The sequence below is a fragment of the Candidatus Nitrosopumilus sp. genome, assembly GCF_029882185.1.
Classification (GTDB): Archaea; Thermoproteota; Nitrososphaeria; order Nitrososphaerales; family Nitrosopumilaceae; genus Nitrosopumilus.
In genome coordinates this window covers 1-11,998 of record NZ_JAOULD010000036.1, presented here as the reverse complement: position 1 = coordinate 11,998, position 11,998 = coordinate 1, and the positions used below count along the sequence as shown (strand labels likewise).

Annotated in this window: 15 protein-coding genes, 1 tRNA gene and 1 pseudogene; 9 read left to right on the top strand and 8 right to left on the bottom strand. The window is 33.1% G+C overall.

Annotated elements, in window-relative coordinates:
• Together OEW78_RS08290 and OEW78_RS08285 are read left to right on the top strand one after the other, a co-directional pair.
• Nucleotides 1–913 (top strand): annotated as a pseudogene (locus tag OEW78_RS08290) (cytochrome bc complex cytochrome b subunit); the annotation flags it as partial.
• Nucleotides 910–1,374 (top strand): plastocyanin/azurin family copper-binding protein, encoded by a 465-nt coding sequence (locus OEW78_RS08285; RefSeq protein ID WP_300326820.1) that lies wholly within the window; start codon nt 910–912, stop codon nt 1,372–1,374. The pseudogene OEW78_RS08290 and the gene OEW78_RS08285, both read left to right, overlap by 4 nt.
• Here OEW78_RS08285 and OEW78_RS08280 read toward each other — a convergent pair.
• The 4 genes from OEW78_RS08280 to OEW78_RS08265 form a co-directional block, all read right to left on the bottom strand.
• The gene (locus tag OEW78_RS08280) at nt 1,371–1,721 is read right to left on the bottom strand and encodes a hypothetical protein (protein ID WP_300326817.1); all 351 of its coding nucleotides are present in this window, start codon (nt 1,719–1,721) and stop codon (nt 1,371–1,373) included. The two genes, OEW78_RS08285 and OEW78_RS08280, sit on opposite strands and share 4 nt — an antisense overlap.
• A gap of 40 nt (nt 1,722–1,761) precedes the next feature.
• Nucleotides 1,762–1,836: transfer RNA gene (locus OEW78_RS08275), tRNA-Arg, on the bottom strand.
• A 33-nt stretch (nt 1,837–1,869) separates the two neighbouring features.
• The gene (locus tag OEW78_RS08270; protein ID WP_300326816.1) at nt 1,870–2,733 is read right to left on the bottom strand and encodes a DNA glycosylase; all 864 of its coding nucleotides are present in this window, start codon (nt 2,731–2,733) and stop codon (nt 1,870–1,872) included.
• Nucleotides 2,714–3,979: an MBL fold metallo-hydrolase gene (locus OEW78_RS08265; RefSeq protein ID WP_300326814.1), complete on the bottom strand. Its 1,266-nt coding sequence runs from the start codon at nt 3,977–3,979 to the stop codon at nt 2,714–2,716. The genes OEW78_RS08270 and OEW78_RS08265 overlap by 20 nt, the downstream gene beginning before the upstream one ends.
• Before the next feature lie 113 nt (nt 3,980–4,092).
• Here OEW78_RS08265 and OEW78_RS08260 point away from each other — a divergent pair, with 113 nt between their 5' ends.
• Nucleotides 4,093–4,305 (top strand): hypothetical protein, encoded by a 213-nt coding sequence (locus OEW78_RS08260; RefSeq protein ID WP_012215921.1) that lies wholly within the window; start codon nt 4,093–4,095, stop codon nt 4,303–4,305.
• A 141-nt stretch (nt 4,306–4,446) separates the two neighbouring features.
• Complete coding sequence (locus OEW78_RS08255) at nt 4,447–4,749, top strand: 4Fe-4S binding protein (protein ID WP_007403030.1); 303 nt, start codon at nt 4,447–4,449, stop codon at nt 4,747–4,749.
• Nucleotides 4,750–4,787: 38 nt separating this feature from the next.
• Here OEW78_RS08255 and tgtA read toward each other — a convergent pair whose 3' ends face one another.
• Together tgtA and OEW78_RS08245 are read right to left on the bottom strand one after the other, a co-directional pair.
• A complete protein-coding gene (gene tgtA, locus OEW78_RS08250) occupies nt 4,788–6,299 on the bottom strand; it encodes a tRNA guanosine(15) transglycosylase TgtA (protein ID WP_300326812.1) in 1,512 nt (503 codons plus the stop codon).
• A gap of 31 nt (nt 6,300–6,330) precedes the next feature.
• Entirely contained in the window at nt 6,331–6,879 is a 549-nt protein-coding gene (locus OEW78_RS08245) for an AAA family ATPase (protein WP_300326811.1), read from the bottom strand.
• A gap of 72 nt (nt 6,880–6,951) precedes the next feature.
• On the opposite strand from OEW78_RS08245, the gene OEW78_RS08240 reads away from it, so the two are divergent.
• Nucleotides 6,952–8,139 (top strand): redox-regulated ATPase YchF, encoded by a 1,188-nt coding sequence (locus tag OEW78_RS08240; protein ID WP_300326808.1) that lies wholly within the window; start codon nt 6,952–6,954, stop codon nt 8,137–8,139.
• A 1-nt stretch (nt 8,140) separates the two neighbouring features.
• Entirely contained in the window at nt 8,141–9,124 is a 984-nt protein-coding gene (gene kae1 / locus OEW78_RS08235) for a KEOPS complex N(6)-L-threonylcarbamoyladenine synthase Kae1 (protein ID WP_300326805.1), read from the top strand.
• Here kae1 and OEW78_RS08230 read toward each other — a convergent pair.
• Nucleotides 9,118–9,444, bottom strand: a complete 327-nt coding sequence (locus OEW78_RS08230; RefSeq protein WP_300326802.1) for a hypothetical protein — start codon at nt 9,442–9,444, stop codon at nt 9,118–9,120. The genes kae1 and OEW78_RS08230 overlap by 7 nt on opposite strands.
• Before the next feature lie 37 nt (nt 9,445–9,481).
• On the opposite strand from OEW78_RS08230, the gene OEW78_RS08225 reads away from it, so the two are divergent.
• On the top strand, nt 9,482–10,102 hold the full coding sequence (locus OEW78_RS08225; RefSeq protein WP_300326799.1) for a KEOPS complex kinase/ATPase Bud32: 621 nt from the start codon (nt 9,482–9,484) through the stop codon (nt 10,100–10,102).
• Complete coding sequence (gene rdgB / locus OEW78_RS08220; protein WP_300326822.1) at nt 10,086–10,634, top strand: RdgB/HAM1 family non-canonical purine NTP pyrophosphatase; 549 nt, start codon at nt 10,086–10,088, stop codon at nt 10,632–10,634. Before OEW78_RS08225 ends, rdgB begins: the two co-directional genes overlap by 17 nt.
• On the opposite strand, the gene twy1 is transcribed toward rdgB, so the two are convergent.
• Complete coding sequence (twy1, locus tag OEW78_RS08215; protein WP_300326796.1) at nt 10,612–11,640, bottom strand: 4-demethylwyosine synthase TYW1; 1,029 nt, start codon at nt 11,638–11,640, stop codon at nt 10,612–10,614. The two genes, rdgB and twy1, sit on opposite strands and share 23 nt — an antisense overlap.
• 167 nt (nt 11,641–11,807) lie before the next feature.
• Between twy1 and OEW78_RS08210 the strand changes: the two genes are divergently transcribed.
• Nucleotides 11,808–11,998: hypothetical protein (locus tag OEW78_RS08210; RefSeq protein WP_300326823.1), on the top strand; the 191-nt coding region annotated here is incomplete at its 3' end.

Genomic DNA, 11,998 nt, shown 5'->3' with positions numbered 1-11,998 from the left:
TTTGATTACAGGTGGTGTATTTCCAATTGATATGGGGTTCAAGTTTGAACCCACAGTCCCACCCGGCGTGACAGTTCCTGAATGGTATCTTACTGGAATCTATGCATTCATGAGGACGCAATATGACAAATTTGTTACAGGCTTGCTGTGGCCATTATTATTCATTATATCGTTTGTGTTAATTCCATTTATCGACAGATACAAGAAGTTCTCATGGAGAGACAGACCAATAATTACTGCATTTGGAATTACTAGTCTTGCTCAAATCATGGTTACGACATACTGGGGATTCTATATCTCACCAGATATTTCAATTCCATTAGTTGAACGTTTGGTAATCGATCCAATATTCTTCTATTCAACAATGATTCTGTTGGTACCGTTAGGATTTGGATTTACATACATGATGATCAAACTAGCAAATGAAGCTGAACGAAAATCAAAACTTGCAAAAAGCAACGGTCCGCAAAAAGTAGCTACTATCAGCCTTTCAGAAAAATGGATTAACTGGTTATTGGTTGCACTTTTGGCATTCCAAGTATTCTTAAACATTGCAGCTTATAATGCAGCATTAACTGGAATGAAGAATGTTTCATTGTTCTTTGTAGGAATTATACTGCTGGTGTTTGCTGCCTTCTTCCATGTTTACAGATATGCAATGAGCCAAGAAAAGAATGCCCCTCCACCTGCACCAATACCTGTAGTAGATGAGAAACCAAAACTTGCAGAACCAGAAACATCTGAAGAATCAAGTAAACTTCCTGAGAGTGGAGCAACATCTGATGTAAAACCTGAAGCAAAAGAATTGGCAGCTGAAATATCTGTGCCAAAAACTCAGGCAGATCTGGGAGTAAATGCAAATAACAATTCAAATATCGGCTCTAATGATCTTGATGGAGTGAGAAAATTATGAGCACACCAACATCAAGTCATGCATATGGAATTGGTATGATTGCATTAATTATTGGCATGTCTGCCTCTATTGTGTTTTACACTTCATTTTATCTTCCTGAATCTATGGCAAAACCATCTGTCTCTGATCATATTTTACATCCAGAAGAAGAATTCTTCATTATTGAAATTGTTCCAGGTGCAGTAATTGAGGGTAATGATAACTATGTTCCAAACAATCCAACTGTCTTGCTGACCTTTACAAATAATGTAAAATGGATAAACTATGATGATACTGCTCATACTGTTACACCTGATCACCGTCATGCCGATGGTTATAGTGGGGACTTTGGTTCAGAAGGAGTTTTAAAACCTGGAGATGAGTATGAATTTTTGTTTACTGAACCTCAAGAAGTACATTACCATTGTCAACCCCATCCATGGATGACTGGTTCGATTATAGTAGAAAAGAGTAGATTCTAGATAGAATATTTTGCAAAAATTATTTTACTTTCAATTTCTTTATGCTGCTCAATAATTGACACTCTGAATTTAATTTCATGTTCGTGTTTTGGTTCAAAATTAATGATTGCTGAAAATTCTGCTTTATGTTCTGGCATGACATCTTTATTGATAAATAATCTAGAAACATTCTGAGAAATCTTTTTTCCGTTATATGACTTGTAAATAATATGTTCATTTGAATCCAAAATTGTCGTATTTACAACAACACCATCGTATCTTCCTTGATATGCAACTGATATTGTCCCTTTAATTTCTGAATTTGGATGAATATCTGTTGAATTTAGTTCAAATTCTAAATCTTTCACAAAAACTTTGTTTCTAAATCTGAATAATAATTTTGTTAAGCGGGCCCAAAGGGCTTCGATCCCTTGACCATCGGATTAGAAGTCCGGCACTCTATCCATGCTGAGCTATGGGCCCAAAAACCTAGCAATTAATTACCATTTTAAGGGTTTACAGCCACTTCTTTTGGTAGTTTTCTCTTTCCATCTTAAAGAGAAATTGCTGCGCATATCCAGCAAATGGACCAAAGTGTTCAACAATTTTTTCATGGAGAATTTCATATTGTTTTTCTGTAATTGTTTTAGTCTCAAGTTGAAATTTATCTGAATAATATTTTTCTAGAATTCTGATCATCCATCTATCTAATGGAAATGACTCTAACTTGTTTAATGAAAATAACATAATACAATCTGCAACTTTGTTTCCCACTCCTGAAATTTGACAAATTTCTTTTTTGGTTTCTTGATAGCTATATTCTTTCAAGTTTTCAAGATTAATTTTTTTTAACATTACTCTGTTTGCTGCATCTTTGATAAAATTAGCACGATATCCTGTACCGCAACTTTTAATTTCATTTATTGATGCCTTTGCAAGGTTTTCTGGTTTGGGAAATAAAAAAAACTCTTGATTATCAAATTCTGTTTTAATGCCAAACTTTCTTGATAACTTCTCTAAACTGCTTTTAATTTTTTGAATATTAGAGTTTGATGATACAATAAATGAAATTAAGCATTGAAAGGGATCTTGCTCAAATATTCTCAATCCTGGATATTGCTTTACAGCATTTTTTGTAATGGGATCTTTTGAAATTGACTTGATAATTTCTTCGATATTGTCTTTTTTTCGAAAAAAATCTGTCCTGATATTTTTGTATGATTTTATTTTACCGGAATCAGTTATTTTTAAAATGTCTTGACCATTTACACCATACCAATTTGAGTTGTTTTTTTTCCAAAGAAATACTTGGCCGCTATTTATTGAATTATTTACATCTATGATACACTTATTTTGCATCTTAAACAGTAATTTCTTCATTAACTGCTGGAGAAAATGCCTCTAAACCAAATTGTTCATGAATTTCTTTAGCAAACATATCGCATGATTCGGCGTCTCCGTGAACAGTACATACCTTTGGATTTCCTTTAATCTGCTTGATCATATCAAACAATTCTTTTCTATCTGCATGTCCTGAAAACTGAAATTGTTTTACTTCTGCTTTAACCGCAAGATCTTTGCCTCTAGTTGACACCATTCCTGTATCAAGTAGTTTTCTTCCCGGTGTCCCTTCACCTTGATAAGAAACCAGAGCTATACCATTTTTACTATCAAAAGATAACTGTTGTAAATAATACACTGCATTTCCTCCAACTAACATTCCAGCTGGTGATATTACAACACATGGTTCTTCCATGATACGTTTTCTTTCTGCATGTTCTCTGATAGATGTTGCATGCTTTATGGCATCTGAAAATACTTGTGGATCTCTTAGGTAACCTGGATGTTTGAACATTATCTCATTTACTTTTAATGCCATTCCATCCATAATGATCTTATGTTTAAAATTTGAACTTCTTAAGATACACGCAATCTCTTGAGAGCGTTCAACTGAGAATGAAGGAATAAACAATGTTCCTTTTCTATCCATTACTTCATTTGCAAATTCTATTAATTCCGCTTCTGATTCTTTCCTAGGTTTTTGTTCTGTCTTAGCATATGTACTCTCAGTAATTAGTAAATCAATTTCCCCTATGTCTAAATCCATTTCTTTAAGCATTCTAGAACCATAAGTTTTAATGTCTCCTGTATAGAAAAGACGCTTTTTCTCTGACTCTACAAGTACTGTACTTCCACCAATCACATGTCCTGATTCTCTTAATTCAAAAGTTGCATTTCCTTTAGTAACTTTTTGTCTAAATCCAATTTCTTTAGCATTTTTCATCATGTTATTTACTTCTGGCAGATCAAACGGATGGGAATTTTTTTCAATTTTCAGCATATCTTCAATTAATAACTTTGAAAGATCAAATGTTGGTGGAGTAGCATAAACATCAGTATTTCCACTTACAAAAAGAGACGGGACATTACCTGAATGGTCTAGATGAGCATGACTGATGATGATGGCATCCAAATCTTTTGGTTTTACATGGAGCGGATATTGAGGTGGACTGCCTCTACGTCCAAACATTACTCCATAATCTAGTAATAATTTTGTGCCATTGCAATCTATCAAGAATCCTGATCTGCCCACTTCATTTGCAGCACCCAGAACTTTGACTTTCAAGAATTAAAATGATATTCTATCTACGTTAAAACCTTCGTAGGGGCGATCCGATCATTGTGCCTATCATGGAATCTACAAAAGCTTTAATTAGTGTAAGCTAAGATTCGATTCTCATGGGAAGAAGCTTCCAAGAATGGTTAGGACAACAAGATCAAGCCGTCGTCGCTAAAACACGTGCAGGTGACGAAGCAAACAAACCACTCCTAAACCAAATTAACTGGATTTGGGTTAACAATCTGATGAATCAGAAAGCAGACCTTAATCCATCTTCAGCAGAGCTACTTGACTGGGTCACTTCTGGTCAAATAGATGCAATGAGAAAATAAACGTGTACACCACGTTATCTTTTTGTTTTTTAAATTCTTTAATCTAGATTCTGCGCATGTATTCTGACTCGATCATTTTCATAACAGGGTTATGAATTTCAATCATGGTTTAAATAGTCACCAATCAATTCTAATTTTGTAATGCCAATAGCAATACTTCCAGACATTGACGAGCAAAGATGTATCGGATGTGCACTATGTGTAGAAATCTGTACAACCCTTGGTCCTGATGTCCTTAGAGTAAAACCAGTTGAAGGCTGGAAGAGAGGTAAAGCATTTGTCTTTTACCCAGAAAGATGTATTTCTGATGGTGCATGCATCGGTGTATGCCCAACAAAATCAATCTTTTGGATGAGACCAATGAATTACACAGCTGGACAACCAGTACCTCTTCACAAAAACGGTATCTTCATCAAAGGTTGGGCAGAAGACGCCGCTCTATAAGCAGCATCTTTTAGCACATTCTTTTTTCTTATTTTTTATTATTCAAAAGATTTTTTCTTGATCTCTTTTGGTAAAATTTTAACAAAATATTTGAGGAATTCATTTTCTTTATCATAACTGATTTCTGAAAATTTATTGTTTGAAAAGAAATCATTCCATGTTTTTTCAAATGTAGGGAATTCTTCCGGCTCGAAATCTATTCTAGATGTTTCATGATGTGCTGCTGGAAAAATATCTGAAATTTCAATTGGGATTAATCCTAAAATTGGATTGTATTGACATATTTGAAATGACTCAAAATCTTTGAGTTTCTTTTTTAATCCTGTATATTGATGAGAGAGATATCCTGGTTTTGAACTTGATTCTTTAATTATGATGATCTTCTTTTTCTTTGATTTGAATTTTCTAACAATTTTATGGAAAGATTGAACTTCTGGCCTATATTGATCCTCTTTACTAAACAAAAAAATTGCTTTTTCTTTGAATTTTGGAGTGCCTAAACCAAGAAATTCATAATTTTCGGTCATCACTTCAATCATTTCAAATAATTTAGGGTGAGCTCTTGCCTTTTTAATAACATATTCCCATAACCTTCCTTCATGAATTGCTTGTTTCACTTTGTCTACTTCAAGCTTGATAGCATACAAATTATGGATTGCTAATTGATTGATTCTTTCAGTTACATCTAATTGAAGAAATTCTTTAGGGGTATGCTTTAAACATACTTCACAATTACATGGAAACACCTCGATATCTGATAAATACCGTGTACCATCATCTGTGATGTATCTTAATTGTTTGGCATAAAGCATGTATGATGCTGAATCAAATGTGTCACATCCTAAGGCTATTGCAAATGGTATTGTCAAAGGGTGTCCTGCACCAAAAAGATGTAATGGAATTGAATGTGGCATCTGTTTTTTTGCAGCAACTATCATCTGTGCTAACAATCTATACTCATATGATTCCATGAATTCAACTGGGCTTCCCAAAGCGAGCATCTGAAAACCCATTTCTACCAAACTCTTTGTAGATTTACCAACTAGATCAAAGTGTTCTCCTCCTTGAATTGGACCAATCCAGATCTGACCATTGTCTAATCTATCATCAAGTGTTTCTTTTGAAACTTTTAGAGTGTGTTTAACATAATCTTCTGCTTTTTTAATTGGCATTCCATATCCTGTCGGCTTATCAAGTGGAATTGCAAAATCTGTCAATATTCCTTTTTCGAAATTCGCCATATCTGGTGGTAATACATCGACATCTCCATATTCAAGAACTTGATATCCTCCTGAATCTGTCATGATTCCTCCATCAAAATCAATTATTTTGTGAATTCCTTTTTCAACTGCCTCATCACCATAATTATTTTTTGTAATGTATGCATTAGTAATTACTAAATTAAAACCCATCTCTCGAATTTTTTTCGATGGAATTGTTTGTTTAACTGGGTGAATTACTGGAACATATGCTGGAGTCTCAATTTTTCCATGATTAGTATACAAAGTACCAATCCTTCCAGCTAAATCAGTTTTAGAAATTTCAAACAAGTAACTACACAAATTCAAAGGCGTTATTTAATCAATCAACAAAAAATTTTCCCAAATCATTATTTTTTCTCACCAATCCAAGCCAATCTACTTGGTCCTTTCCTTCATTTTGTAAAATTGCTTGCATTACATGCTTTACTACTTCTGGAATGGATTTTTCTGTGACATTTATCTCAAACACTTTTTCTTGAAATTTGTTAATTGCATCATGCGCAATAATCCCTAGAATCTCACTACCTGTATTCTCTTTGCATTTTTTATCTGAATATTCTCTGTTTTTATAAACTGACATTAAATCATAGGGGCTTCTTCTTAAAACAATCATGATTTTTATCTGATTTTTTCTTAAAACATATGGTGCCAAATGTCCTACGATTATATTCTTTTCAGAAATTTTTTGTTTTAGGATTTTTTCTAATTCTTCAACATCAATATCACTTGTATCTTCGTTTTTTTCAAATAACCCTGAATCTTTTGCAACTGCATTGATGTCTATTACAGATAATTTCATTTTCTTAGCAATTTCTTGTGTAATTGTGTGTTTTCCAACTCCTGGATTCCCTGTGATTACAATTGACATGCTTTGAAAGTCTAATTCACAGGTTAAATGATTTCTGCAATACTAATAAGTAGAATTGAGTTTTGCACAATATTGCAAATTGGTTTACTTGGAAAGGCAAATGTAGGAAAATCTACATTCTTTTCAGCGGCAACTGAAACTCCTGTGGCATCAGGAAACTTTCCCTTTACTACAATTGAACCAAATATTGGAGTGGCATATGTAAAAGCAGATTGTGCATGCAAACATTTTGGAATTAAACATGACAATGAGTTGTGTGTAAATGGGACTAGATTTATTCCGGTGAAACTCATTGATGTTGCAGGATTAGTTCCTGGTGCACATGAAGGAAAGGGCTTGGGTAATCAATTCTTAGATGATGCAAGACAAGCCGAGGTTTTAATTCATGTTGTTGACATAGCAGGAACTACTGATATTCAAGGTCAACCTGTTCCAGCTGGAACACATGATCCGTTAGAAGACGTTGCTTTTGTTCAAGATGAATTTGATCAATGGTTTGCAGATATTTTGAAAAGAGAATGGGATAAGATAACTCGTGAAATAGATCAAAAACGAGCAAAGCTTACTGATGGTATTGCAAAAAGATTTTCTGGTTTGGGAATTAAAGATTTTCAAGTTCAAGAAATTCTCAAAAAATTAGGATTTGTGACTAAAAATCCAAAAGAATGGAATGATGATGACATTGAAATTTTTGTTAAAGAGTTAAGAAAAAGCACAAAACCCATGATTATAGCAGCAAACAAAGCAGATCTTTGCCATGATCTTGAAATTATTAAAAAAATCCCTGACATTGTTATTCCCTGTAGTGCTGAAACTGAATTACTTTTACGAAAGGCATCAAAAGCTGGAATTGTAAATTACTCTTCTGGCGATGAAGGTTTTACACTTGTTGAAGGAAAAGAAATTCCTCCACCTCAACAAAAAGCACTTGAATTAGTTAAATTCGTTTTTTCAAAAATTCCCTCAACTGGAATTCAAAAAATACTAAATACTGCCGTTTTTGATTCTCTAAAATTTATTGTGGTTTATCCTGTTGAGGATGAAACGAAGCTTACCAACAAAGATGGAATCATACTGCCTGATACAAAATTACTTCCTCAAGATTCTACTGCAAAAGATCTAGCAGAATTGATTCATGCTGATATTGCAAAAGGATTTTTACATGCAATAAATTGTAAGACGAAACAAAGGATTAGCGGAGATCAAAAACTAAAAAATGGCGATGTTATCAAGATTGTATCAACATTAAGTCGTGGTTAGTATGTTAGGTCTTGGAATTGAAAGCACAGCTCATACATTTTCTTGTGCAATTATCGAAAAAACTGGAAAAAAAGGAAAAATTTTATCAGATGTTAGAAAAATTTATCGCCCTGATGAGGGAGAAGGAATTCATCCTCGTGAGGCATCTCGTCATCACATTGAAAATAGTTCTCTAGTTTTATCTGATTGTCTTAAAGAGGCAAATATTTCAATTAAAGATCTGGACATTGTTTCATATGCTGCAGGTCCAGGATTAGGCCCATGTTTACGTGTGGGAGCAGTAGTTGCGCGTTCATTATCATCCTTTTACAAAATTCCGATATATCCTGTTAATCACGCAATTGGGCATATTGAATTAGGGAAGCTGTTAACTGGTGCAACTAACCCTTTGGTACTTTTGGTCTCAGGAGGTCATACTATGCTTTTGGCATTTCTAAATAAACAATGGAGGGTGTTTGGTGAAACTTTGGATATTACTTTAGGTCAGTTACTTGATCAGTTTGGTCGATCAATTGGATTTGCATCTCCATGTGGAAAAAATATTGAAGAATTAGCAAATTTATCTTCAAACTATGTGTTGTTGCCTTACTCTGTAAAAGGAAATGATGTATCTTTTTCTGGATTATTATCTGCAACTAAATCTGTTGCAACAAAAAACAAAGAAGACGCATGTTATTCTCTTCAAGAAACTGCATTTGCAATGATTAGTGAAGCAGTAGAACGTGCATTGTCATTTACAAGAAAAAAAGAATTGATGATAGTGGGAGGAGTTGCAGCAAACAAACGACTATCTGCAATGCTAAAAGATGTGTGTAAAAGACATGGTTGTAAATTTTTTGTGGTGCCATTAGAATATGCAGGAGATTGTGGAAGCCAAATATGTTGGACTGGACTACTAGAATCTCAAGTTAAACAAGGTGTTGCATTAAAAGATACATTTGTAACTCAATCATGGCGATTAGATTCTGTTAAAGTACATTATTGATTCTTGTTTTCATCAATTGCTTGATCAATGCTTTTAACCCAACTTTTGGTATTAAAAACTCCGAACTTGAAAGTCTGTTCTCCTTTCTCTGTTTTTGTCACAAAACAGACTTTTTTCATTAACAATCCCTCTTTCCATGTTTTAATTACATTGTCTAATGAAATATCTAAAACAGTTTCTCCAAAATGTTTTGAAAAATCCATTACTCTTGCATTTGTTTTATCAAATGCCAATCTTTTGTTAGTTAATGTAAGAATTCCTGCACCTAGTTTATCTTCACTACAATCTTCTTGCTTTATTCTCTTTTCTCCTTTATCCATGATTAATTTTTATTGAATTCTTCTGGATATAATGTTAATGAAACTAATCAAAAAAGGAGCCGAGGCAGATTTGTATCAAACTAAATGGCATGATTCTAATGCAATATTAAAAATTAGAAAAATCAAAAAATATAGAAATCCTTCACTTGACTCAAAGATTCGTAAACAAAGAACAATTAAAGAATCACAAACACTATCTCTTGTCAAATCATATGGAATTCCTACACCGCTTGTTTATTTTGTCAATTTAGATGACACTTCTATTATGATGCAAGAAATTCCTGGAAAACCCGTTCATGATTTATCTGAATCAAAAATCATTGAACTATCAAAAGATATGGGAAAATTAGTTGGAATTTTACACAAAAATGGAATCATGCATGGTGATTTGACAACTTCGAATTTTATTTTATTTAAACAAACTGTATTTGTAATTGATTTTGGATTATCTCAAATCACAATAAAACCTGAGGACCACGCAGTTGATTTGAGACTAATTAAAGAGATTCTTAATAGTGCGCATGCAAGAATCATGCTTTCATCATGGAAAAATTTCCTTAATGGATACAAATCAATAGTTGGTCCAGCATATTATTCCAAAATTACTAAACTTGTTTCAGATATTGAGAGTCGTGGTAGATATGCACAAGTCGTTTGATCTTTTTTTTGTTTCTTCAAACAGTCACAAATATCATGAGGCAAAGAACATTTTAGATTTATTTGGAATCAGTTTGGGTTTTTTAAAATCTGACCTAAAAGAAATCCAATCAAATTCACTACATGAAATTGCAATTGCCAAAGCAAGAGATGCATTTTCTAAATTCAAAAAACCTATTTTGATTGAAGATGATGGGTTATTCATTGATTCAATTGGAGGTTTTCCCGGTCCATATTCATCATATGTTTTCAAAACTATTGGAAATAAAGGAATTCTAGATCTCGTAAAAAATAATCGCAATGCAAAATTTATTTCGATCATAAGTTACTGTGATAAATTTTTTTTAGAATCCTTTGATGGAAAACTAAATGGACAAATCTCTAAATCCCAAAAAGGAAAAGGTTGGGGATATGATCCTATCTTCATTCCAAATAATTTAAAGAAAACATTTGCTGAACTTGGAAATAAAAATGAATTATCTCATAGATACAAAGCATTAAAGAAATTTTCTAAATGGTATTTGAATAAGTAGGGATATAACGATCAATGAATCTTTCATTATTTTGCAATATGGAGATTCTTGAAACAATACTTTCATCCATCACTGAAAACATTTTACTTTGATTTGCTATTCCTTCACTAAATTCTTTTACCTCTTCCATTTCTAACATGTTGGCATGTTCTAATCTGTTGGTTGAACGTCCAATATGCATGTATGATTTAATTTCAATAAAATGTGGACTTGCTTTTTCAAACATTTTTGTGAATAATGAAATATTTTCTTTTTGATCATTATAGTCTCTAATCAAAGTAATTCTTAACACGGTTCGTGTATTCAAATCTTTTAACATGTCAAGTGTTCTATTCCATCTTTCCCAAGAGTCATTATATTTTGGCTTGTTAATTTTCATAAATGATTCATAATCTGCAGCATTTGTAGATAGATACAACTGTGTCGGTAATGCATTCTCATCTTGTAATTTTTGAATCATATCTGGCTCTTGACCATTTGTTACAAGAAAAATTGATTTTGTTGCTTCAAGTGAATTAAGATACTTGATCAGTTCTGGAAGTTTTGGATACATTGTTGGCTCACCAGAAAGTGAAATTGCATAGTGACTAGGTAATAACGATTCATCTAATCTTTGTTTATCATTTCTTGAATCTCCATAATATCCATTGATTAATTTTTTTCTTTCAGCCATCAACTTTGTTAAAATTTCTTTAGGTTCTGCAACATGTTCTGGTTCCATTTTCATTGAATCATAAAATTCCATTGGCCTCCAACAATACACGCATCTATTTTCACAATGCATTCCAGCTGGTGAAAATTCCATACATCTATGAGTTGATATTCCATAAAACTTGTGTTTGTAACAACTCCCCTCATGTTTGAATGATTTTTTTGTCCAATGACAGAGTTCTACTGTAGAATGATCAGATACACCGTACTTTGCTTTTTTTAATTGATCAGATATTGCAGGCTTGATCTGAATTAAACGATCTTCTTCTTCAACTGTTTCCCCAGAACAACTCATCAGTTCAGATCGTGTTTTGGTTTACTTAAATTAATCGAGTTTTTTGTCTAACATGCATACTTTTCTGAAATCTCTTGATTTTTTGCTAAATTCCAGAGTGAGGTTTAATAACTGGATCCTCGACGTATTTTTAGGCTTTGAAAAAAATACCCTCTTTGTCATTCTTATTGCTACTTCTAACCACATTGACTAGTATGCCCGTTAGTCCTGTTTTTGCTGCTGATGACTTGGATGATGATGATGGTGTTGATGACTCTTCAGATGCATGTCCTAATTTACAGGAAGATTATGAAGGAGCAATCGATGGTTGTCCTTCCAATTTTGTTCCATGGTATGATGAAGACTATGATGGAATAGA